Annotated in this window: 19 protein-coding genes; 15 read left to right on the top strand and 4 right to left on the bottom strand. The window is 39.4% G+C overall.

Going from position 1 to position 24645, the window contains the following annotated elements:
- Positions 1–21 precede the first annotated feature (21 nt).
- The 4 genes from ptsP (at position 22) to AC2IP4_RS11415 (ending at position 4902) form a co-directional block, all read left to right on the top strand.
- Positions 22–2283, top strand: a complete 2262-nt coding sequence (gene ptsP / locus AC2IP4_RS11430; protein WP_105054015.1) for a phosphoenolpyruvate--protein phosphotransferase — start codon at positions 22–24, stop codon at positions 2281–2283.
- Positions 2284–3087: a sulfite exporter TauE/SafE family protein gene (locus tag AC2IP4_RS11425; RefSeq protein ID WP_486306995.1), complete on the top strand. Its 804-nt coding sequence runs from the start codon at positions 2284–2286 to the stop codon at positions 3085–3087. It abuts the gene before it with no gap.
- A 10-nt stretch (positions 3088–3097) separates the two neighbouring features.
- Positions 3098–3949 carry a prolipoprotein diacylglyceryl transferase gene (gene lgt / locus AC2IP4_RS11420; protein WP_105054017.1) on the top strand — a complete coding sequence of 284 codons (852 nt, stop codon included), beginning with the start codon at positions 3098–3100 and terminating at the stop codon, positions 3947–3949.
- A gap of 101 nt (positions 3950–4050) precedes the next feature.
- The gene (locus AC2IP4_RS11415; protein WP_486306996.1) at positions 4051–4902 is read left to right on the top strand and encodes a thymidylate synthase; all 852 of its coding nucleotides are present in this window, start codon (positions 4051–4053) and stop codon (positions 4900–4902) included.
- Between the two features lie 66 nt (positions 4903–4968).
- On the opposite strand, the gene AC2IP4_RS11410 is transcribed toward AC2IP4_RS11415, so the two are convergent.
- Positions 4969–6114: a Na/Pi symporter gene (locus AC2IP4_RS11410; protein ID WP_486306997.1), complete on the bottom strand. Its 1146-nt coding sequence runs from the start codon at positions 6112–6114 to the stop codon at positions 4969–4971.
- A 413-nt stretch (positions 6115–6527) separates the two neighbouring features.
- On the opposite strand from AC2IP4_RS11410, the gene nhaR reads away from it, so the two are divergent.
- Positions 6528–7427 (top strand): transcriptional activator NhaR, encoded by a 900-nt coding sequence (nhaR, locus tag AC2IP4_RS11405; RefSeq protein ID WP_060992464.1) that lies wholly within the window; start codon positions 6528–6530, stop codon positions 7425–7427.
- A 33-nt stretch (positions 7428–7460) separates the two neighbouring features.
- Positions 7461–7757, top strand: a complete 297-nt coding sequence (locus tag AC2IP4_RS11400) for an ArsR/SmtB family transcription factor (protein ID WP_105054019.1) — start codon at positions 7461–7463, stop codon at positions 7755–7757.
- A 120-nt stretch (positions 7758–7877) separates the two neighbouring features.
- Here the strand turns inward: AC2IP4_RS11400 and rpsT are convergent, their stop codons facing one another.
- The gene (gene rpsT / locus AC2IP4_RS11395; RefSeq protein ID WP_005417629.1) at positions 7878–8138 is read right to left on the bottom strand and encodes a 30S ribosomal protein S20; all 261 of its coding nucleotides are present in this window, start codon (positions 8136–8138) and stop codon (positions 7878–7880) included.
- A gap of 221 nt (positions 8139–8359) precedes the next feature.
- Here rpsT and murJ point away from each other — a divergent pair, with 221 nt between their 5' ends.
- From murJ to carB, 9 genes are all read left to right on the top strand, one after another.
- On the top strand, positions 8360–9919 hold the full coding sequence (gene murJ, locus AC2IP4_RS11390) for a murein biosynthesis integral membrane protein MurJ (RefSeq protein WP_375321786.1): 1560 nt from the start codon (positions 8360–8362) through the stop codon (positions 9917–9919).
- Positions 9920–10009: 90 nt separating this feature from the next.
- A complete protein-coding gene (ribF, locus tag AC2IP4_RS11385) occupies positions 10010–10981 on the top strand; it encodes a bifunctional riboflavin kinase/FAD synthetase (protein ID WP_375321787.1) in 972 nt (323 codons plus the stop codon).
- Entirely contained in the window at positions 10978–13842 is a 2865-nt protein-coding gene (gene ileS / locus AC2IP4_RS11380; RefSeq protein WP_486310286.1) for an isoleucine--tRNA ligase, read from the top strand. Before ribF ends, ileS begins: the two co-directional genes overlap by 4 nt.
- Positions 13842–14357, top strand: coding sequence for a signal peptidase II (lspA, locus tag AC2IP4_RS11375; protein WP_375321789.1), 516 nt, complete (start codon positions 13842–13844; stop codon positions 14355–14357). Before ileS ends, lspA begins: the two co-directional genes overlap by 1 nt.
- A gap of 131 nt (positions 14358–14488) precedes the next feature.
- Positions 14489–14920: an FKBP-type peptidyl-prolyl cis-trans isomerase gene (fkpB, locus tag AC2IP4_RS11370; RefSeq protein ID WP_375321790.1), complete on the top strand. Its 432-nt coding sequence runs from the start codon at positions 14489–14491 to the stop codon at positions 14918–14920.
- A 24-nt stretch (positions 14921–14944) separates the two neighbouring features.
- Entirely contained in the window at positions 14945–15889 is a 945-nt protein-coding gene (ispH, locus tag AC2IP4_RS11365; protein ID WP_105054024.1) for a 4-hydroxy-3-methylbut-2-enyl diphosphate reductase, read from the top strand.
- Between the two features lie 72 nt (positions 15890–15961).
- The gene (gene dapB / locus AC2IP4_RS11360) at positions 15962–16771 is read left to right on the top strand and encodes a 4-hydroxy-tetrahydrodipicolinate reductase (RefSeq protein WP_375321791.1); all 810 of its coding nucleotides are present in this window, start codon (positions 15962–15964) and stop codon (positions 16769–16771) included.
- 544 nt (positions 16772–17315) lie between these two features.
- Positions 17316–18455 carry a glutamine-hydrolyzing carbamoyl-phosphate synthase small subunit gene (gene carA / locus AC2IP4_RS11355; RefSeq protein WP_105054026.1) on the top strand — a complete coding sequence of 380 codons (1140 nt, stop codon included), beginning with the start codon at positions 17316–17318 and terminating at the stop codon, positions 18453–18455.
- A 17-nt stretch (positions 18456–18472) separates the two neighbouring features.
- Entirely contained in the window at positions 18473–21703 is a 3231-nt protein-coding gene (carB, locus tag AC2IP4_RS11350; protein WP_375321792.1) for a carbamoyl-phosphate synthase large subunit, read from the top strand.
- A gap of 127 nt (positions 21704–21830) precedes the next feature.
- Here carB and dacB read toward each other — a convergent pair whose 3' ends face one another.
- Both dacB and AC2IP4_RS11340 read right to left on the bottom strand, forming a co-directional pair.
- Entirely contained in the window at positions 21831–23240 is a 1410-nt protein-coding gene (gene dacB, locus AC2IP4_RS11345; protein WP_486310285.1) for a serine-type D-Ala-D-Ala carboxypeptidase, read from the bottom strand.
- A 145-nt stretch (positions 23241–23385) separates the two neighbouring features.
- Positions 23386–24408, bottom strand: a complete 1023-nt coding sequence (locus tag AC2IP4_RS11340) for a porin (protein ID WP_486310761.1) — start codon at positions 24406–24408, stop codon at positions 23386–23388.
- Between the last annotated feature and the right edge of the window lie 237 nt (positions 24409–24645).

Raw genomic sequence — 24645 nt, 5'->3', positions numbered from 1 at the left:
TCACCTTAAGGATTATTTAGTATGCTTACTCAACTCAGGGATATAGTTGATCACGTCGCTAAAGCAGAGTCATTGGATGATGCTTTAGCGCTACTGGTGCAAAATACTCGGCACTCTATGAGAACAGAGTGTTGCTCAGTTTATTTGATGAGTAATGACAATCTTCGACTAGAATTGATGGCTACTGAGGGCTTAAAAGCAAAGCCTAATACGGTGTCATTGGGTATTGATGAAGGACTTGTTGGTCTTGTCGCTCGTAGCTGTGAGCCTCTAAACCTCGCCAATGCATCGGTACATCCTTCATATAAATACATCCCAAGTATTGCCGAATATAAATTTAATTCATTTCTCGCTACGCCAATCATATATCGTCGTCAAAACTTAGGTGTATTGGTTGTCCAGCAAAAAGAAAAGCGTCAGTTTACCGAAGTTGAAGAATCCTTTTTAGTGACTCTATCTGCTCAGCTTGCGGTTGTTTTAGCTCATGCAAAAGCTCATGAAAGTTGGTCTACTCAACTGCAAGCCTCTTCCACACAACAAAAGCAGTTCAAAGGTATTTCTGCGTCTAATGGCGTTGGAATCGCACCGCTGTGGTTTGATGATGCTCAACCGAAGATAGAAGCTATTTTACCTAGTTCATGTCTTGATATTGAATTGGAAAAAGATCGTCTTGGTACTGCTGTTGAACTTGCATTGAAAGACTTTCGACGTGCAAAGAAACGGTTTGAACAAGAGCTTAATACCGAAACGTTAGCCATTTTTGATTTATTCAGTCATTTATTGAATGATCCTATGTTAAAGGCTGATCTTAAAAAACAGATTAACCAAGGTGATTCTGCTGAATGGGCACTACGTCAAGTTATAGAGTCTTATGCTGGGCGCTTTGAACGAATGAGTGATTCTTATTTGAGTGAACGAGCAAACGATGTTCGAGAGCTTGGGCAACGATTACTTTATTTTCTTAATTATGAAGATAAGCTAGATATTGATCTGTCACATCCTGTGATTCTGGTAACAACTCAACTGACAGCATCAATGCTTGCCAGTATACCTAAAGATAAATTAAAAGCGGTGATCTCCTTAGAAGGGGCGGCAAACTCGCATGCTGCTATTTTGTCTAAAGCGCTTGGGATACCTGCAATAATGGGGGTTGAGTTTAACCCTGCTCATTATCATAAATCATTAGCCATTGTTGATGGGTATAGTGGCTCACTTTATATCAAGCCAACGGAAGCTTTAATTCAAGAATATACTGATCTTCAAAATGAAGAGCTTGAATTATCAAAGCTGATTACGCTTGATCTTGATAAACCCACATTAACACTTGATGGGCATTTAATGAATATTCATTTAAATGCAGGATTGAGTGTTGATTCAAGTATTGCGGTGAATAAAGGCGTTGATGGTGTTGGTTTGTATCGAACCGAAATTCCATTTTTGTTACATCAACGTTTTCCATCAGAAGAAGAACAATACCTACAATATAAAGCTATTTTAGAAACATACCCTAAAAAACCGGTAGTCATGAGAACGCTTGATATTGGCGGTGATAAACCTTTACCTTATTTACCTATTGAGGAAGATAATCCTTTCTTAGGTTGGCGTGGTATTCGTTTTACTTTAGATCATCCTGATATATTTTTATTGCAATTAAAAGCGATGATCAGAGCTAATATTGGTAATGAAAACTTATCGATTATGCTACCTATGATTTCAGGCATCCCTGAGTTGAAGCAGGCAAGAGCTTTTATTAATCAAGCATACGAAGAAGTGCTCAACGAGTCTGACATGGATTTTTCTAAGCCTCGTATTGGTATGATGGTTGAAGTGCCATCAATGCTGTATTTATTACCAAGAGTGGCTGGACTTGTTGATTTTATTTCTGTTGGAAGTAATGATTTAACTCAATATTTATTAGCGGTAGATAGGAACAATTCAAGAGTTTCTCATGTTTATGAGTCTTACCATCCGGCTGTTATTTTGGCTTTAAAGCAAATCGTAGAAACAGCAACTCAGCATAACTTACCTGTTAGTGTGTGTGGGGAATTAGCGGGTGATCCTATTGGTTGTTTACTGTTAATTGGACTTGGTTATCGTAATTTAAGTATGAATACGTCCAATGTGGCTAAGATTAAATACATTATTAGACAAGTAACTTTGGCTGAAATTGAATCAATAACAGAGATTCTTTTACATCATGATGATGCTGAGAAAATTTTAGCTGATATGATGACGTTTTTTGAAGAGAAAGATCTTTTAGGGTTTATTCGAGCAGGTAAATAAATGTCAGTAGATTTTTGGTCTATTTTTGCGCTGTATCTTGTACTTGGCAGTGTGGTTGGCGTTATGGCCGGCTTATTAGGGATTGGTGGTGGATTACTTGTTGTTCCTGCTTTGCTGTGGCTACTGCCCTTGGCTGGAATCGATTCAAGCATTGCAATGCAAATGGCTCTTGGTACGTCGCTAGCGACAATTATATTTACATCGAGCTCATCGGCATTGAACCATTTGCGTTTAGGCAATGTCGAAGTGAGGTTAATTAAAAGTTTAGCTCCTGGAGTCATTCTTGGAGGCTTTGTTGGTAGTTACCTTACTGAGTTAATTCCAACACAATATTTACCTAAAGTATTTGGTATTATCGTACTTTTATTAGCATTACAAATGCTGTTAGCACTTAAATTCACAGCTACAAGAGCTATGCCATCTCCTTTAAAAACAGCTACTTCTGGTGGAATTATCGGTATTGTTTCTAGTTTAGCTGGCATTGGTGGTGGCTCATTGACAGTACCTTATTTAAGCTTTCATGGTGTTGAAATGAGAAAAGCTATTGGTAGCTCTTCTTTATGTGGCACATTAATAGCTATAGCTGGCATGATAGGCTTTGTTATACACGGTGTTAGTGTCGCTAATTTGCCGTCAATGAGTTTAGGGTATGTATATTTACCTGCGTTATGTGGCATTAGTGTAACGTCTATTTTTACCACTAGAGTTGGCGCAAAATTAGCTTCGCATTTACCAACATCAACATTAAAAAAAATCTTTGCCGTATTTCTAGTATTTATCGGCAGTAAAATGTTCTTAGGATAAGAGAGTAATCATGAACCAAGGGTATTTAACCTTCCCAAATATTGACCCAATATTATTTCAAATAGGTCCACTAGCTGTTCGTTGGTATGGATTAATGTATTTGTTCGGTTTCATGTTTGCCTTATGGTTAGCAAATAAGCGTGCAGACAAACCAAATAGCGGTTGGACTCGTGATCAAGTCAGTGATCTTCTTTTTGCTGGCTTTTTAGGGGTCGTGATTGGTGGGCGAGTTGGTTATGTCTTATTTTATAACTTTGGTTATTTCTTAGATAACCCACTGTACTTATTTGAAGTATGGACTGGCGGCATGTCTTTCCATGGGGGATTGCTTGGTGTAATTTCTGCAATGCTTTGGTATGGTTATAAGAATAATCGCAGTTTCTTTACTATTGCTGACTTTGTAGCGCCATTAGTACCGTTTGGCTTAGGTGCAGGTCGTCTCGGTAACTTTATGAATGGTGAACTATGGGGCCGAGTTACTGATGTGCCTTGGGCGATGATATTCCCAACAGGAGGGCCTCTTCCTCGTCATCCATCTCAATTATATGAGTTTGCACTTGAAGGGGTTGTTTTATTCTTAATCTTAAATTGGTTTATTCGTAAACCTCGTCCTTTGGGTGCTGTATCTGGTTTATTCTTATTTGGTTACGGAACATTTAGATTCTTAGTCGAATATGTTCGTCAACCTGATGCTCAATTAGGTCTGTTTGGCGATTGGATTTCAATGGGACAAATCTTATCGCTACCAATGGTGATTGGTGGTCTTCTTATGATGCTTTGGGCATTTAAACGTAATCTTTTTGCTACTGATTTACAGATAAATGAGACGAAGTCAAAAAAATCGAAACCAAAAGCAAAATAAACAAACTCAGAAAAATACGTTAGAATAGCGTTAATAACGATTTATAGTGATGGCCTCTCGTTTGAGGCCATTTTTTTAAGCCAATTTTAGAGAACATGACCGTGAAGCAGTATTTAGATTTATGCCAACGCATCGTTGATGAAGGAACCTGGATTGAAAACGAGCGAACAGGAAAGCGCTGTTTGACGGTAATTAATGCCGATCTGACTTACGATGTTGCTAATGGAGAGTTTCCTTTAGTTACAACACGTAAAAGTTTTTGGAAGTCAGCAGTAGCTGAAATGATTGGTTATATTCGCGGTTATGATAATGCTGAAGATTTTCGTAAAATAGGCACTAAAACATGGGATGCTAATTCGAATTTAAATGATGCTTGGCTGAATAATCCTCACCGTAAAGGTGAAGATGATATGGGGCGAGTATATGGTGTTCAAGGTCGTTCATGGGCAAAACCAAACGGTGAATTTATCGATCAGTTGAAAAAGATCATTGATGATTTAAGTAATGGTATTGACGACCGTGGTGAGATTTTAAATTTCTATAATCCAGGTGAGTTTGATATGGGCTGTTTACGTCCGTGCATGTACTCACACCACTTTTCATTGCTAGGTGATACGTTATACTTAAATAGTACTCAACGCTCTTGTGATGTTCCGCTAGGGCTTAATTTTAACATGGTTCAAGTGTATTTTCTGTTAGCTATTGTGGCTCAGATTACAGGGCATAAAGCAGGTAAGGCTTATCATAAGATTGTGAATGGTCATATCTATGAAGATCAACTTGAATTGATGAAAGATGTACAGCTAAAGCGTGAGCCATTGAAAGCTCCAGTCTTTAAAATAAACCCTAAGATTAAATCATTAGAAGATTTAGAAACATGGGTAACAATGGATGATTTTGATGTAGTTGGCTATGAAAGCCATGAAGCGATTAAGTATCCTTTTTCGGTCTAAGTTATAGATTAAAAAAGCCCCAGAGTGTAAGTTCACTCTGGGGCTTTTTTATATACGTATTATTTTTTATACAGTTAGTGCTAACACACCGCCTGGTAGGATGATAAATACAAAGCTTAAATAGCCTGCTACCACACCTTTATTGCGGTTCGCCATCTCTGCAATCCACTCAGCACCTTTCAATGGCAATTCACGTAAGAATGGAGTACCAAAGATAACCAGTGTTGCAATTACGTTGAAGCACAAGTGTACCAATGCAATTTGTAGAGCGAAGATAGCGTATTCACCTGATACTGCCGTTGCGGCTAATAATGCAGTTACACAAGTACCGATATTTGCTCCAAGAGTAAATGGATATACGTCACGTACTTTAAGAACGCCAGTACCTACTAATGGAACCATTAAACTTGTTGTTGTTGAAGATGATTGAACAAGAACAGTAACTACTGTACCTGATGCGATGCCATGTAGAGGGCCACGGCCAATTGCACTCTTAAGCAGTTCTTTTGCACGACCAACCATTAAGCTCTTCATTAATTTACCCATAAGAGTAATAGAAATGATAAGAACCGCAATACCAAGGGCAATCATTAATAGACCACCAGTCATGCTTCCAAAGCTAGATAGAGGCTCTTGGATCGCGCTGATAACTGGCTTGGTAATTGGTTTGATAAAATCAAAGCCTTTCATGTTCATGTCGCCCGCACTTAAGAACGGAGACACTAACCATGCTGATAGTTTTTGGAAAATACCAAACATCATTTCTAGAGGTAAGAAAATAGACACGGCTAATAGGTTAAAGAAATCATGAACCGTCGCACAAGCAAATGCACGTCTAAATTCATTTTTACAACGAGCGTGTCCAAGACTTACTAGAGTATTGGTAACGGTAGTACCAATGTTAGCACCCATTACCATAGGAATTGCGGTTTCAATAGGTAAACCACCAGCCACTAATCCAACAATAATAGAGGTCACAGTTGAAGAGGATTGAATTAATGCTGTTGCAACTAAGCCGATCATTAAGCCAGCAATAGGGTGAGATGCAAATTCAAAAAGAACTTTTGCTTCCTCACCAACAGACCATTTAAAGCCTGTGCCAACCATAGCAACCGCTAAAAGAAGAAGGTAAAGCATAAATGCTAAGTTTGCCCAACGCAGCATGCGCGAGGTATTGCTCATTGTTGCTGCAGAAATTGATTGGGTATTCATAGTAAAGCTCCGTACCGAAATAGTATGTTGTCGGTTTATTTAATCTGAAGCGATAGTAGATAAGGAATATTTCAGAAATATTACAGTCAGAAGGAAAACTGTAATAAATGCGTCATATTTGATTTTGATGCATTGGATGTTTATTTTTTATCTTTTAAGTCTTTGATATTTATTGTTTTTTATTCTTTATTTTAAAGTGGAATATAAATTTTTTTTTAAAACTTTTTTGTTCTATATTGCGGATTAATGACACTTTTAAGAATATGGATGCGGAAAAAACGAAATGTAAGTGATAAATGGATGGTTTTTACGAAGTGTTTGCTATTGGTGTAATAAATGACGTATCTTCAATTATTACTATCATTCTTAATGTAATAGATAAGTGCATTGATTTATAAATCATAGGATTCGAAATGTCTCATTTAAACTATAACCATTTGTATTATTTTTGGATGGTATGCAAACAAGGGTCAGTGACTAAAGCAGCAGAAGCTTTATTTCTGACACCTCAAACGGTTACCGGGCAGATTAAGGCGCTGGAAGAGAGAGTGAATGGTAAGTTAACCAAGCGTAATGGTCGTAATGTAGAGCCAACAGAGCTGGGTCAACTTATTTATAAATACGCTGATCGCATGTTTGGATTAAGCTATGAAATGCTCGATATTGTAAATTACAGCCAACAATCGAATGTATTATTTGATGTTGGTGTGGCTGATGCACTTTCTAAACGATTAGTAAGTAAAGTCCTTTCAACAACGATTCCTGAAGACGCGTCAATCCATCTTCGTTGTTTTGAATCTACCCATGAACTTTTACTTGAACAGTTATCGCAACATAAATTAGATATGATCCTGTCGGATTGTCCTGTGGATTCAAGTCAAAACTCAGGGCTTTTTAGTAAAAAATTAGGTGAGTGTGGAATGAGTTTTTTTTGCTCTAAAGAAATGACGGATATTCAATTTCCTGACGTATTGGAGAGAAAAAAGGTACTTATTCCTGGTAGCCGAACATCAATGGGTAGAAAAGTGATCCAATGGTGCGATCAACAAGGCATTACCCCTAATATTTTAGGTGAGTTTGATGACGTTGCTTTAATGAAAGCATTTGCTCGTGAGAATGATTCAGTGTTTTTGGCCCCAACGGTTTACATGAATGAGGCAGATTCAGACCTTTCTTTACATCGAATAGCAGACGTAAAAGATTTGAAAGAAGAATATTATGTTATTTTTGCTGAGCGAATGATTCAGCATCCTGCAGTGAAAAGTATCTGTGCTGCTGATTTCTCACATTTATTTGATTTTCATTTGCAATAGTGAGGTAGAATATACTAAATTAGAGGTTGTTTTATGAATTTACAAATGATGGAAGAAAATGCACCTCAAGCAGTAGCATTATTAAAAGCGATGGCGAATGAACGTCGTTTATTTATTTTGTGTTTATTACTTGATGGTGAGTTATCTGTTGGTCAAATTGCAGAAAAATTAGAACTTAGCCAATCTGCACTATCTCAACATTTAGGCTGGCTACGTAAAGATGAATTAGTATCAACAAGAAAAGAGTCTCAAACGGTGTTTTATTCATTGAATAGCCATGAAGTAAGATCCGTAATTCAACTATTACATGATTTATACTGTCAAAAGTAAGCTATAGATGGGATAGCAAAAGGGTAAGTAATCTTCTTTTGTTTTTTCTTCAAATTGCAGATATAAAAAAACCGACCTAGGTCGGTTTTTTCTTATTTCTAACTGAGAATCAAATTTCTATTAAAGAGCTTTGATTGCTGCAGTGAAACGCGCTTTATGACGTGCAGCTTTATTCTTATGAATAAGGCCTTTAGTCGCCATGCGGTCTAGAAGTGGAGTTGCAGTTGCTAGTGCAGCAGTTGCAGCTTCTTTATCGCCAGCTTCAATAGCTGCGATAGTTTTTTTCATGTAAGTGCGCATCATTGAACGACGGCTAGCGTTGTGCTGGCGACGTCTTTCAGCTTGAGTTGCGCGCTTCTTAGCAGATTTACTATTTGCCAAGGGTCTAACTCCCAAAAACGTAGTTCGGTGACAATTTAAGGTCGGGAAATATGCACCCATTGAACCCAAATGTCAAATGATTTGTGTAAAAACCAAGCTGTCTCAAACAAAAGTTTGATGAGAATGGCAAAACACGGTTAAGATGGCGTGCATTCTAACAGCATTTTTTCCAGTTAGTAAGCTCTTTATCGCCATCAACGGCATCTTTATGAGGTTTTTTTGTGAGTAAACGACTTTTACGTTCTGGCTTAATCGTCAGTATTATGACTTTAGTGTCTAGAGTACTCGGTTTAGTCCGTGATGTAGTGGTAGCAAATTTAATGGGAGCGGGGGCGTCTGCCGACGTTTTCTTCTTTGCGAATAAAATACCTAATTTTTTACGCCGTTTATTTGCAGAAGGGGCTTTTTCACAAGCGTTTGTTCCTGTACTAACGGAATATCACGCCAGTGGTGATGATAATAAAACTCGTGAATTAATAGCAAAAGCATCGGGTACTCTTGGTGTTCTCGTTACGATAGTTACTTTTTTCGGAATTTTAGGTTCTGGATCTGTCACAGCCTTGTTCGGAGCGGGCTGGTTTATGGACTGGCTTAATAATGGTCCTAATGCCCCTAAGTTTGAACTTGCTAGTTTCTTGCTAAAAATTACTTTCCCTTACCTCTGGTTTATTACTTTTGTTGCGTTATCTGGTGCCATTTTAAATACATTAGGTAAATTTGCCGTTTCTTCATTTACGCCTGTCTTTTTAAACATTGCTATTATTGCGTGCGCTTATTTTGTTTCACCGAATTTAGAACAACCAGAGATCGGTTTAGCGATTGGTGTGTTCCTTGGTGGTTTAATTCAATTTCTATTTCAACTGCCATTTCTTTATAAAGCGAAAATGTTAGTTCGTCCGCAATGGGGCTGGAATGATCCTGGTGTAGTAAAAATCAGAACGTTAATGATCCCAGCACTCTTTGGGGTATCAGTAAGTCAAATTAACTTATTGTTTGATACTTTTATTGCAAGTTTCTTAGCTACGGGATCGATTAGTTGGCTCTATTATTCAGATCGTTTATTAGAATTCCCATTGGGTTTATTTGGTATTGCTATTGCTACGGTAATTTTACCTGCTTTGTCTCGCCAGCATGTTGATGCAAAAGGAACTGGCTTCTCTAATACGATGGATTGGGGGGTTAGAATGGTGATATTACTTGGGATCCCTGCAATGTTAGGGCTGATGGTATTGGCGAAACCTATGTTAATGGTATTGTTTATGCGTGGTGAGTTTTCTCCTAATGACGTACATAATGCTTCATTATCTCTCCTTGCTTATTCATCTGGCTTATTAAATTTCATGTTAATTAAGGTATTGGCTCCTGGCTATTATGCTCGCCAAGATACTAAAACCCCGGTGCGCTACGGTATCATTGCGATGATAACTAATATGTTTTTTAATGCTATTTTTGCTTATTTCTATGGTTATGTTGGATTAGCAATGGCAACAGCATTATCTGCTTTGGTTAACATGGCATTGCTTTATCGTGGTTTGCATTTGGCAAATGTATATAAGCTATCTAAAGAGACTATTATTTATATTATAAAATTAGTGGTATCTGGTGGCATTATGGTTGGCGTTTTATTGTGGTTTATGCCAGCCATGAATGTATGGCTAGAATGGGACTTATTAAAACGAATTATCATGCTACTAGGCTTTATTGGACTAGGAGCGGTGAGTTACTTAATCCCTGCGTTAGTATTAGGATTGCGTCTGCGCCACTTACGAGTTAATGCATAATATTGTTATTCACTGAGTTGAGTGGTTTGGCTAGTAAGATTAGTATATAATTCGTCAGTTTTTTTAATCAAATAACTTGATATTGAGATAATGGAATTAATCCGAGGCATTCACAATATTACGCCTAGCCATCATGGTTGCGTAATGACTATTGGTAATTTTGACGGTGTCCATTTAGGACATCAACAAGTATTACAACAAGTTAAGGCTAAAGCTAAGCAATTAGGTTTGCCTTCTGTTGTAATGACATTTGATCCGCAACCAATGGAATTTTTTGCTAAAGATAAAGCACCTGCTCGATTGACTCGTTTACGAGATAAGTTTGTTCAGCTTGATAAATTGAAGATAGAACGTTTGCTTTGTATTAATTTTAATCATAAATTTGCACAACAAACGGCAGATGAATTCGTTGAACACTTGTTGGTTAAGCTATTGGGTGTTAAATTTCTGGTTGTTGGTGATGATTTTTGTTTTGGGAAACATCGTCAAGGTAACTTTGAAATGCTACAAAAAGCAGGTGGAAAATACGGCTTTGAAGTAGTAAACACGCAAAGTTTTTGTCTTCAGAAACAACGAGTCAGTAGCACTGCGATTCGTAATGCTCTTGCTGAAGACAGATTTAAAGACGTCGCCACTATGTTGGGGCGAAATTACAGTATTACAGGCCGTGTTTCTCATGGTCGAAAGCTAGGGAGAACGATTGGTTTTCCCACTGCAAATATTCCATTAAAGCGTTGTGTTTCGCCTGTATCTGGCGTTTATGTTGTTCAAGCCAAAGACAGTAGCGGTAAACAATTAGGTGGTGTTGCCAATATAGGCAACCGTCCAACGGTAAATGGCGTTCGTCAACAACTGGAAGTTCACTTCTTCGATTATAAAGGCAATTTATATGGCCAACAATTGGATGTAGAATTACTTTGTAAGTTGCGTGATGAACATAAATTTGAGTCATTTGACGCATTAAAACAACAAATAGAATTAGATTCTCAGACAGCACGGGTGTGGCTGTCTGAAACAGATAACATTTCATTTCGCCCAAGTAACGGAATTAAGAATCAATGAGTGACTATAAAGATACCTTGAACCTGCCAGAAACAGGATTCCCAATGCGTGGTAACTTGGCTAATCGTGAGCCAGAAATGCTTAAGCGTTGGTATGATGAAGATCTTTACGGTGAAATCCGTAAAGCAAAAAAAGGTAAGAAATCGTTCGTATTACACGACGGTCCTCCTTATGCAAATGGTGACATTCATATTGGTCACGCATTAAATAAGATTCTTAAAGACATTATTATTAAATCAAAGACACTTTCTGGCTTTGATGCGCCGTACATTCCTGGTTGGGACTGTCACGGTCTACCAATTGAGTTAATGGTAGAGAAGAAAAAAGGCAAGCCTGGTCAAAAAATCTCTGCGGCGGAATTCCGTGAGGAGTGTCGTAAATACGCGGCAGGCCAAGTTGAAGGCCAAAAAGAAAGCTTTAAGCGTTTAGGTATCATGGGCGAGTGGGACAAACCATACCGCACTATGGATTTTGGTACTGAAGCAAACATTATCCGTTCATTGGGTAAAATTGCAGACCAAGGTCACCTACTTAAGGGTTTTAAACCTGTTCACTGGTGTACAGATTGTGGTTCAGCATTGGCTGAAGCAGAAGTTGAATACCAAGATAAAGTATCTCCATCGATTGATGTGCGTTTTATTGCTGCAGACGAAGCCGCAACATTAGCAAAATTCAGCACGCCTGAAGGTCATCAAGGTAAAGGTGAAGTATCGGTTGTTATCTGGACAACGACACCTTGGACTCTTCCTGCTAACCGTGCAGTAGCATTACATGCTGATCTTGAATACGTATTAGTTCAAGTTGAAGCACACGGTGAGCAAAAAGCACAACGTTTAATCCTTGCATCTGAGCTAGCGAAATCAGTAATGGATCGCGCAGGTATTGAGCATTTCCATAACTTAGGTTTTGCAAAAGGGGCTGATTTAGAGCTTCTTCAATTCAATCACCCATTCTATGGCTTTACGGTTCCAGCTATTTTAGGCGATCACGTAACGACAGATTCAGGTACAGGTATCGTTCATACTGCCCCTGGTCACGGTCAAGAAGATTTCGTGGTTGGTAAAAAATACGATCTAGAAATTGCAAATCCAGTAGGTTCAAACGGTGTATACCTTCCTGATACTGAACTGTTTGCTGGTCAACACGTATTTAAAGCGAACGATTCAGTTCTTGAAGTACTGAAAGAAAAAGGTGCATTACTGCATCATCACGCGTACGAGCACAGCTACCCACATTGCTGGAGACACAAAACGCCAATCATCTTCCGTGCTACACCACAATGGTTCATCTCAATGGATCAAGCGGGTCTTCGTGCAAAAGCATTAGAAGAAGTGAAGAGTGTTGAGTGGATGCCTGAGTGGGGTCAAAACCGCATTGAAGGTATGATCGAAGGTCGTCCTGAGTGGTGTATTTCTCGTCAACGTACTTGGGGTGTGCCAATCGCTCTATTCGTTCACAAAGAAACGTCTGAACTACACCCTAATTCACTAGAGCTAATTGAAAAAGTAGCTAAGTTAGTTGAAGAAAAAGGCATTCAAGCATGGTGGGATGTAGATGCCGCTGAGCTTATGGGTGAAGATGACGCCGCTAAATACGAAAAAGTATTAGATACTTTAGATGTATGGTTTGATTCTGGCGTTACGCACTTCTCTGTGGTTGATTCTCGTGAAGAGTATGATTTCCCAGAAGAAAAAGAAGAAAGGACACACAGCGCAGATCTTTACCTAGAAGGTTCAGATCAACACCGTGGTTGGTTTCAATCATCATTGATCTCTTCTGTTGCAATGAAAGGTAAAGCACCTTACCGCCAAGTACTAACACACGGTTTCGTGGTAGATGGTAATGGTCGTAAGATGTCTAAATCTATCGGTAACGTAGTTGCACCAAAAGACGTAACGAACAAACTGGGCGCAGATATTCTTCGTCTATGGGTTGCTTCAACGGATTATACTAACGAAGTTGCGGTTTCTGATGAAATCCTAAAACGTTCAGCTGACGCGTACCGTCGTATTCGTAACACAGCACGTTTCTTCTTAGCGAACTTAAACGGCTTTAACCCAGAAACAGACATCGTTCCTGCTGAAGAAATGGTTGCTCTTGATCGCTGGGCCGTTGGTCGTGCATTTGCTGCACAAGAAGAGATCATTAAGTCTTTTGAGGAATATAACCTTCATGAAGTAACTCAGCGTTTGATGCACTTCTGTTCAATCGAAATGGGTTCTTTCTACCTAGACGTAATTAAAGACCGTCAATACACAGCGAAGCAAAGTGGCCACGCTCAACGTAGCTGTCAAACTGCGCTTTACTACATTGTAGAAGCTCTTGTTCGTTGGATGGCACCAATAATGTCATTCACAGCTGATGAAATCTGGAATGAAATGCCAGGTGAGCGCGAGAAATTCGTATTCACAGGTGAGTGGTACCAAGGCCTGTTTGATCTTGCTGAAGGCGAAGAGTTTAATAATGAATTCTGGACTGAAATTCAATCAGTTCGTGCGTCAGTAAACAAACTTCTAGAAACTGCTCGTAGTGAGAAAGTTATCGGTGGTTCACTTCAAGCTGAAGTAACGTTATACGCAGATGATGCACTAGCAGTTAAAATTAACAAACTTGAAGATGAGTTACGTTTTGTTCTTCTAACATCAAGTGCCACAGTTAAGCCACTTAGCGAAAAAACAGAATCAGCAAAAGCAACAGAACTTGAAGGTTTGTTTGTAGATGTTACCGCTTCTGAAGCTGCGAAGTGTGAGCGTTGTTGGCACCATGTTGCTGATGTAGGTACTATCGAAGGTCACGAAGAAGTATGTGGTCGTTGTGTATCTAACGTTAGTGGCGAAGGCGAAGAGCGTAAATTTGCATAATGACTAGCGATAATAAGACATTCCCGCAGCTTAAAGAATCAGGACTTCGCTGGCTATGGCTAGCGGGGATCATCTTTATGGCAGACATCAGCATCAAATTATTTGTGATGAAAGAGATGGGTTATGGTTGGGCAAACCGAATTGAGGTATTGCCATTCTTTAACTTTCTTTATGTTCATAACTATGGTGCGGCATTTAGCTTTTTAAGTGATCAAGCTGGTTGGCAACGTTGGTTCTTTACTGGTATTGCTGTAGCTGTGTGTAGCTTGCTAGGGTATTGGATGCGTAAAACACCACAAACTGACAAGCTAAACAATATGGCTTATGCACTGATCATTGGCGGAGCCATTGGTAATGTGTTTGATCGCTTAGTGCATGGGTTTGTAGTGGATTATCTCGATTTTTATTGGGGGAATTATCACTGGCCAGCTTTCAATTTAGCAGATGCCGCAATTTGTATTGGTGCAGGACTTATCATTCTAGATGGTCTTCGTACGAATAAAAAAGAACAGTAAATAAAAAGAAAGTAAATTAACGCTGCCCGAGAACTCGAGGTGGCGTTTTTTTTAAGTATTAAATTAATACCAATTCCATTAATTACCTGATCTATTTAGTTACATTGGTATAAGATATCTAGGGAAAGAAAATGTCAAAAATTGAAAGCAACAGTGAAGTCACTTTACATTTCACCATTAAATTAAAAGATGGTTCTATTGCTGATAGTACTCATACTTCAGGTAAGGCTGCGAAATTTACCATGGGTGATGGAAGCATTAGTGAAAATTTTGAAAAGTGTCTATTAGGTTTAGAGTCAAAGCAGTCTAAAAGTATTGAACTTAGTGCTGAAGATGCTTTCGGTTTGCCAAATCCTGATAATATCCATCATATGGATAAAAGTCGCTTCGTTGGAGATGCGGCGGCAGAGATTGGGACTATTATGGGGTTTAGTGGTCCTGATGGTATGGATATTCCAGGTATTATTACAGAGATCGCAGGTGATTCGGTAACGGTTGATTTTAATCACCCATTAGCTGGCCAAGATGTTATCTTTGACGTAGAAATTGTAGCGGTTGATTAATTCAACAAGATATAGAGATAAAAGATGAAAATAGTATTAGCGAATCCTCGTGGTTTTTGTGCTGGTGTTGATCGTGCGATTAGCATTGTTGAACGTGCGCTTGAATTGTATGAAGCACCTATTTATGTTCGCCACGAAGTGGTTCATAACCGCTTTGTTGTTGAGGGCTTAAAACAACGTGGTGCTATTTTTGTTGAAGAGTTAAGTGAAGTGCCTGACGATAATATCGTTATATTTTCAGCTCATGGTGTTTCTCAAGCAGTACGAAAAGAAGCGAAAGAACGAGCGTTGACCGTGTTTGATGCAACTTGTCCATTGGTAACTAAAGTACATATGGAAGTAGCGCGTGCAAGTAAGAAAAATATTGAAGTCGTATTGATTGGTCATGCAGGTCACCCAGAAGTCGAAGGTACGATGGGGCAATACGCAAGTGAAACTGGAGGGATGTATTTAGTTGAAACACCAGCTGATGTTGAAAAACTGAGTGTTCGTGATCAAAGCAACTTGCATTACGTCAGCCAAACAACACTGTCTGTTGATGAAACCGCAGATGTCATTGATGAACTTCGCCGAGTATTCCCAGAGATCCAAGGGCCGCGTAAAGATGATATCTGTTATGCGACACAAAATCGCCAAGATGCAGTGCGAGATATGGCAAGTCAGGTTGATGTAATGATTGTAGTGGGTTCGAAAAATTCATCTAACTCGAATCGCTTACGTGAATTGTCTGAAAAACTAGGCACAACAAGTTATTTAATTGATTGTCCAGAAGAACTAAAAGAAGAGTGGTTAACCGATCAAGCTAAAGTTGGCGTAACAGCTGGAGCATCAGCGCCTGAAGAGTTAGTGAATCAAATCATTGAACAAGTAAAAGCCTTCGGTGGCACTACCGTTGATGAGTTGAGTGGTCGTGAAGAAAACATGTTTTTTGAAGTACCAAAAGAACTTCAAATTAAAACCGTGTCTTAAATCTTCACATAGCCGAAGTAAAAAAATTAAGATAGAGTGCAAGGATACTAATTTAAAGGAGCGAGAATTAAGATGGTAAGAGTAGCAATTGCTGGTGCAGCAGGAAGAATGGGCCGTAATTTAATTAAAGCGGTAAATGGTTCCCAGTTTGCGGTACTTGCAGCGGCAAGTGAGCACCCAGAATCAAGCTTAATTGGTGTTGATGTTGGCGAAATGGCTGGCCTAGGTAAATCTGGTATTTCTATTGTTGATGATTTAGCAAAAGTTGTTGATGATTTTGATGTCATTATTGATTTTACTCTTCCTATCTCTACGCTTAAAAATATAGAGCTTTGCCAAGAGAATAAGAAAGCGATTGTTATTGGTACTACAGGGTTTAGTGAGCCAGGCAAAGAACTAATAAATGAAGCTGCAAAAGTTATTCCTATCGTGATGGCGCCTAATTACAGTGTTGGTGTGAATGTAGTATTTAAATTACTAGAGAAAGCGGCAAAAGTAATGGGTGATTATTGTGATATCGAAATTGTAGAAGCGCACCATCGTTATAAAGTAGATGCTCCTTCAGGTACTGCTATTGGGATGGGAGAAGCAATTGCTGGTGCTATGGGGAATAAACTGGATGATGTAGCTGTGTATTCTCGTGAAGGGATAACAGGAGAAAGAACCAAGGATGAAATTGGTTTTGCTACTATTCGAGCTGGTGACATTGTAGGGGAGCATACGGCAATGTTTGCAGATATTGGTGAGCGTGTTGAAGTCACACATAAAGCAACCGATAGAATGACATTTGCTAATGGTGCGGTAAGAGCTTCTCATTGGTTACATCAAAAATCTCCAGGTTTTTATACCATGCATGATGTTTTAGAATTAGATCAGCTTTAATTTTTAATTAAGCCCGAATCATAATAGATTCGGGCTTTTTTTACACTAAATAAGTTTGTAATCATATTTTATGCAAGTATGGTGGGCTGTATATAGTGCTTTAGGCTTTTCCTATAAATTTATTTATTATGATTGAGTGGATTCCTTTCATAAGTTTATTGTTGTTTTTGATTGTTACAGTCTATTTTTCCATTTAGTCTTTTATTTTGTTATGTTTAATCTTTAATTTAACGTTTGCTTTATTTTTATGAGTAATTTTTTTTTAATAAAAAAGATTGAGTATGCAATAAATCATTATAAGGTTAAATAATCGACAAATAGGGTTGGATAGTTTAAAGAATAATAGTTAAAAGAGTGTTTTTGGTATGAAGCCTCTAAAAATGTTACTTATTAATGTGTTTTGTGTTGACAGTTATCCTATAGAACTCTAGAATTTCGCCAATTTGTCAAAATTCGACCTTAAAGTTCGAGTTTTGGGTTTAAAAAAAACAACTTTGCATTATTATGTTGTAAGGTTGAATGTTTATTATGTTTGGAGGTTGTCTTGAGTAAATCAGCGCTGTTAGTCCTAGAAGATGGGACAGTGTTCCGCGGTCAATCGATTGGAGCAGATGGCTCGGCCGTTGGTGAAGTCGTTTTTAATACCTCGATGACGGGGTACCAAGAAATTCTCACCGATCCTTCCTATTCTCAACAAATCGTTACTCTTACTTATCCTCACATTGGCAATACCGGAATCAATTCCGAAGATGAAGAATCCTCTTCTATCCACGCTCAAGGCCTTGTGATTCGCGATCTCCCTCTCTTAGCTTCAAATTTCCGCAGTGAACAAACTCTTTCTGAATACCTTAAATCTCAAAATATTGTCGGCATTGCTGATATCGATACGCGTAAGCTGACTCGAATTTTACGAGAGAAAGGTGCTCAGAATGGCTGTATCGTTGCTGGCAACAACCTAGATGAAGCGTTCGCACTTGCTCAAGCAAAAGAGTTCCCAGGTCTTAAAGGAATGGATTTAGCAAAAGAAGTTACGACTTCTGAAGCTTATCAGTGGAAACAAGGTTCTTGGACTTTAACTGGCGGTTTGCCAGAAGAAAAAGCAGACAGTGAATTACCATTCCACGTAGTGGCTTACGATTTTGGTGCTAAACGTAACATCCTACGTATGTTAGTAGACCGCGGTTGTCGCCTAACGGTTGTTCCTGCGCAAACTTCAGCTGAAGAAGTGTTAGCAATGAATCCTGATGGCGTATTCCTATCAAATGGCCCTGGTGATCCTGCCCCATGTACTTACGCAATTGAAGCAACGAAAGTGTTCCTAGAAAAAGGGTTACCAATCTTTGGTATCTGTCTTGGTCACCAAATTCTTGCTCTAGCATCAGGCGCTCAAACAGTAAAAATGAAATTTGGTCACCACGGTGCAAACCACCCTGTTAAAGATTTGGATCGTGATGTAGTTATGATCACTGCACAGAACCATGGTTTTGCGGCAGATGAAGAAACACTTCCAGAAAATTTACGTGCAACACACAAATCATTGTTTGATGGCACTCTGCAAGGCATTCATCGTACAGATAAGCCAGCATTTAGCTTCCAAGGTCACCCTGAAGCAAGCCCTGGTCCACATGATGCAGCGCCATTATTTGACCATTTCATTGAATTGATTCAGCAGCATAAAGCTTAATTCGGAGTAGTAATAAGATGCCAAAACGTACTGATATTAAAAGCGTTCTAATTCTAGGTGCAGGCCCAATCGTAATCGGCCAAGCATGTGAATTTGACTACTCTGGTGCACAAGCGTGTAAAGCACTTCGTGAAGAAGGCTACCGCGTTATCCTTGTGAACTCTAACCCTGCAACAATCATGACTGACCCAGATATGGCTGATGCAACATACATTGAGCCTATCCATTGGGAAGTGGTTCGTAACATTATCGAAAAAGAGCGTCCAGATGCAGTTCTACCTACAATGGGTGGCCAAACAGCATTGAACTGTGCGCTTGATTTAGAAAAACACGGCGTGCTTGCAGAGTTCGGTGTTGAAATGATTGGTGCAACGGCTGATGCCATTGATAAAGCTGAAGACCGTTCACGTTTCGATAAAGCAATGAAGTCAATTGGTCTTGAGTGTCCAACGGCTGATACTGCAAAAACAATGGAAGAAGCTTACAGAGTTCTAGAGATGGTAGGCTTCCCTTGTATCATTCGTCCATCATTTACGATGGGTGGAACTGGCGGTGGTATCGCTTATAACAAAGAAGAGTTTGAAGAAATTTGTCGCCGTGGTTTGGATCTTTCTCCAACCAATGAACTTTTAATCGATGAATCTCTTATCGGTTGGAAAGAATACGAGATGGAAGTGGTTCGTGATAAGAACGACAACTGTATTATCGTATGTGCGATTGAAAACTTTGATGCAATGGGCATCCATACAGGTGACTCAATCACCGTAGCTCCAGCTCAAACGCTAACAGATAAAGAATACCAATTAATGCGTAATGCTTCTCTAGCAGTACTACGTGAGATTGGTGTTGAAACAGGCGGTTCAAACGTACAGTTTGGTATTAACCCGAAAGATGGCCGTATGGTTATCATCGAGATGAACCCACGTGTATCACGTTCTTCTGCGCTTGCATCTAAAGCGACGGGTTTCCCTATTGCTAAAATTGCAGCGAAACTTGCGATTGGTTATACACTTGATGAGTTAATGAATGACATTACAGGTGGGGCAACACCAGCATCATTCGAACCAACAATTGATTACGTTGTTACTAAGATCCCTCGTTTTAACTTCGAAAAATTCGCAGGAGCTAACGACCGTCTAACAACACAGATGAAATCAGTTGGTGAAGTTATGGCTATCGGCCGTAACCAACAAGAATCACTACAAAAAGCATTACGTGGCCTAGAAGTTGGCGCGGATGGTTTTGATGAAATGGTTGATCTTGATGCTCCTGATGCATTAACTAAAATTCGTCATGAATTAAAAGATGCTGGTGCTGAACGTATTTGGTACATCGCTGATGCATTCCGTGCAGGCATGTCAGTTGATGGCGTATTTAACCTAACAAACGTTGATCGTTGGTTCTTAGTTCAAATCGAAGATTTAGTTAAGATGGAAGCTGAAGTTAAAGCGGGCGGTTTCGCAAGCTTAACTGTGGATAGCCTTCGTCAACTTAAGCGTAAAGGTTTTGCTGATGCGCGTTTATCTAAACTACTAGGTGTTGCTGAAAGTGAAATTCGTCGCCTACGTGACCAACATGATATTCACCCTGTATACAAACGTGTAGATACGTGTGCTGCTGAGTTCTCATCAGATACGGCTTACATGTACTCATCTTATGATGAAGAGTGTGAAGCAAATCCAACAGACAAAGATAAGATCATGATCTTAGGTGGCGGTCCAAACCGTATCGGTCAAGGTATTGAGTTTGATTACTGTTGTGTACACGCATCATTAGCACTACGAGAAGATGGCTACGAAACTATCATGGTTAACTGTAACCCTGAGACTGTTTCTACGGATTACGATACGTCTGACCGTCTATACTTCGAACCAGTTACGTTGGAAGATGTATTAGCTATCGCTCGTGTTGAGAAACCAAAAGGCGTTATCGTTCAGTACGGTGGTCAAACCCCACTTAAACTGGCTCGCGCTCTTGAAGCTGCGGGTGTTCCAATCATAGGTACAAGCCCTGATGCTATCGACCGTGCAGAAGACCGTGAGCGTTTCCAAGTTGCAGTAGACCGTTTGGAGCTTCTTCAACCAGAAAATGCAACAGTTACTACAATGGAGCAGGCGATTGATAAATCAAAAGAAATCGGCTTCCCACTCGTAGTACGTCCTTCTTATGTTCTTGGTGGTCGTGCGATGGAAATCGTATATGACGAGCAAGACTTACGTCGTTACTTCAATGAAGCAGTAAGCGTATCAAATGAATCTCCAGTACTTCTTGATAGCTTCCTTGATGATGCTGTAGAAGTGGATGTTGATGCAATTTGTGACGGTGAGCAAGTGGTTATCGGCGGTATCATGGAGCACATCGAGCAAGCGGGTGTTCACTCTGGTGACTCAGCATGTTCTCTTCCTGCTTATACATTAAGCGAAGAAATCCAAGATGTAATGCGTGATCAAGTACGTAAGCTGGCATTCGAGCTAGGTGTTCGTGGCTTAATGAATACACAGTTTGCTGTTAAAGATAACAAAGTATACCTAATCGAAGTTAATCCACGTGCTGCTCGTACGGTTCCATTCGTATCGAAAGCAACTGGTGCACCACTGGCTAAAATTGCAGCGCGCGTAATGGCGGGGCAATCTTTAGAGTCTCAAGGTTTTACTAAAGAGATTATCCCACCATACTACTCAGTTAAAGAGGTGGTATTACCGTTTAACAAGTTCCCTGGTGTTGATCCACTGTTAGGCCCTGAAATGCGCTCAACAGGTGAAGTTATGGGTGTAGGTGCAACGTTTGCAGAAGCATTTGCGAAAGCTGAACTTGGCTGTAGCAAAGAATATCCAGAAGGTGGTCGTGCATTACTTTCTGTTCGTGAGGGCGACAAGAAGCGTGTTGTAGACTTAGCAAAACATCTTGTTAAATTGGGTTACCAACTGGATGCAACTCACGGTACTGCGGTTATTCTTGGTGAAGCGGGTATTAACCCACGTTTAGTAAACAAGGTACACGAAGGCCGTCCTCATATTCTTGACCGTATCAAGAATGGCGAATACACCTACATCGTTAATACTGCAGCAGGTCGTCAAGCGATTGAAGATTCAAAAGTATTACGTCGTGGTGCACTGGCTGAAAAAGTGAACTACACAACAACGCTAAATGCAGCATTTGCTAGCTGTCTAGCGCATGAAGCAGATGACCGTAATACGGTTAACTCTGTTCAAGAGCTACACGCTAAAGTAGCGGCTAAATACGCTTAATTACTAAGTTAGTTAAGAAAAGTATTAGTTAAGTAATAATAAAAATCCCGAAGAATGAGAATTCTTCGGGATTTTTTCATTTATCTTTTCTAGTTAATCTAATGCAATCAAATTACAGAAATAAATCCTAATCTTTGGAGAGTTCAATTAACTCTTGATAAAAGCTTTTCTCAAAGGCATCAATAGGGCGCTCAACCGGTGTCGCTCCTTTCTTTGCTGCGATAGGGTGGTAATCTGCAACAAACTGCACAAACAGTAGAGGATCCTTGTTTTCTAAGCCGGCAAATCCCGCCATGTTATAGCTACCAAACAACGAACCACTTTTAGATTTCATGCTGCCTTTAATTGGCTCTTTACGCATGCTGTTACGATATTTTAGTGTGCCATCAATGCCTGATGTCGGTAATAGTTCGATCAAACCTAATTCTTTATCGTATTTATAGATATATTGAAGGATTGATCTCATTTGATTTGCGGTCATACGGTTATTACGAGATAAACCTGAACCATCCACTAACACCGCATTGCTTAAATCGATATCGGCGTGCTTTAGTAAGATATTTTTAATTGCAGCAGTACCATTGGTGAAGCTTCCTGCTTGTTGGTAATTTAAATGACCTAGCATCTTAGTTAGATTGTCGGCGTAATGATTATCGGACTTTTTAAGCATATGATCCAATAATTCCATTAAAGGTTTAGATTGATGCTGAGCTAGTAAGCTCGATTGTAGAGGTTCTTGTTGAGGTTTACCAAAACGCACCTTGCCATCAAGTTTAATATTGTGCTCATTTAAAATCTTAAGCACAGTTTGCTCGGTGAAATCTTGAGTGTCTTGTACTGCAAACTTTAGAGGAAGCGGTTTGTTACGATTAACCAAGCAGCCATTTAGCTCATAATGGTTACCTTGAGTGGTTAGTTCTAGATCGCAGAAGGTCGACTCTTGTTCTTCTCTGCTCACACTTTTAGCGTAGCTAGAAAAAGAGATAGGTTGATGAATAGGAACAAAGACTCTAGTTGTACCGTCATCATGGGTTGTGAGCGAAGCTTGCACACAGTTTTCATCAATACTTAAGGCACTTGATGGTGCACTGTAGCATACGCCCAAAATATCCCATGGCCAACCAACAGCTCGCTCATAACCTGTGAAAATCGTGCCGTCGATCCATAAATCGCCTTGAATAGCTTTGATATCGCTTTCATCAAATAGAGAAGATAGCTGCTTACGTGAAAGAGACGGATCACCAGTGAAAGTCAGTACGACATCTTTATCTGCTTTATATAGAGTGGTTGTAAAGGTGAAGTCTTTGCCAAGAGCTAACCTTGCTGCTAGTGCAGTTGCGAGTTTTAATGTGCTTGCTGGAGGTAGTAGTTCGTTTTGCTTTTGTTGGTATTTAATATCATGAGTTTGTAATGATTCAACAATAATAGCCGCTCGACTTCCAGGTGGGAGGTAATCAAGATTTTCTTGGATATTATGAGCAAAGCTTGAGTAAGAAAATAAAGCGAGACTTAAAAGAGTAAAACGAGAAAAAGACATGATGAACTCAATATAAAGATAATTGAGTATATATTATCGTTTGCAGCGAGTGATGTGTAATGATTGAGCAAAAATTAATGGAATATCACAAATAAAAAACGCCCACCGAGGTGAGCGCTTTATTTAAGTAGGAGTTAGGACTGGATTAGAAGTCGTAACGCATACCTAGAGCTAGAGAGTCTTCAGCGTCAGAATTTGATGCTTTTCCGTTAACTCCTGATGTAGAACCCATCTTATCGCCTTCACTGATTAAGTTGAAGTTGTAAGAGATGTATGTACGGAAGTTAGCATTGAAGAAGTACGTTGCATCTACAGCAAAGTTGTCTGTTGATGTTTCATTATTTGTTTCTGCGTTGTTATACGTAGAAGTAAATACTGTTTTACCCATTGTATAAGCTACAGCTGCTTCGTAACCGGTGTAATCAACAGAACCGTTATGGAATACAGTAGTATTATTTACTGTAGTCGCTTTTTGCTTCTCACCGTTGGTGAATGTACCAGCAAGGTATAGGTCACCCATGATGTAAGAACCAGCAACCATCATTTCGTTAGAGTCTGCTTGGTCTGCGTAACCGCCACCTAGTTTGAAGCCAGAATCGCCAAATGCGTAAATACCAGATAGAGCGTAACCATCATTAGAGATTTCGTTATTATCAGCATCGTTAAAACGGTAGTTTACTTTAGCAGAGAAGTCACCAAATGTGCCTTTGTAGCCAAGGTTGTTGTTTGTACGGTCAGCTACTGCAATTTTATCTGCAGCTGAGTTGCCGTGGTATGCCATGATATCGGTAAAGTCAGTGATAACGCCTAGAGCACCATCGTTTTTACCGTAAGAAACTTCACCGAAGTTGCCACCGATTCCAGCATATGCGTAACGGTTTTCAAGTCCATCAGTACCTGAATCAGTAACTAGACCGTTATCATTTGTTGTAAATTCACCTTCCCAGAAACCAACACCGTATAGGCCGTCAGAAATTTGAGTAGTACCTTTAAAGTTTAGACGGATACGAGAGTTATCAGAAACATCACCATCTTGAGCGAATAGACGAGCTTCAGCACGGCCACCCATTTCTAGAGTTTGGTCTGCGCCTTTGTAAATTTCTGCTGCATTTACTGCGCCAGCTGAAGTAATTGCTGCTACTGCTAGAGCTAGTACTTTTTTATTCATCATTGTTCTAATTCCTATAAGGGTGGAGGAGATTATGTCCATTTTCAATGAAGAGTGTAATAGATAGCCTCTTATCTTGTAAGGGGAGCTATCGCTTACATTCATTGTTTCAATAAGGTTATTTTCAGGGTTATTTCGGATAAAAGGTTAGTAAAACAATCTAAAAACTGCAATTGAACAGTGTTTTTTATTGTTTTTTTGTGAGCCTTGTCATTGAAAATCAGGTGTTTATAAAAT

The sequence above is a fragment of the Aliivibrio thorii genome (assembly GCF_057368585.1).
This window is presented reverse-complemented; position numbering and strand designations above follow the sequence as displayed.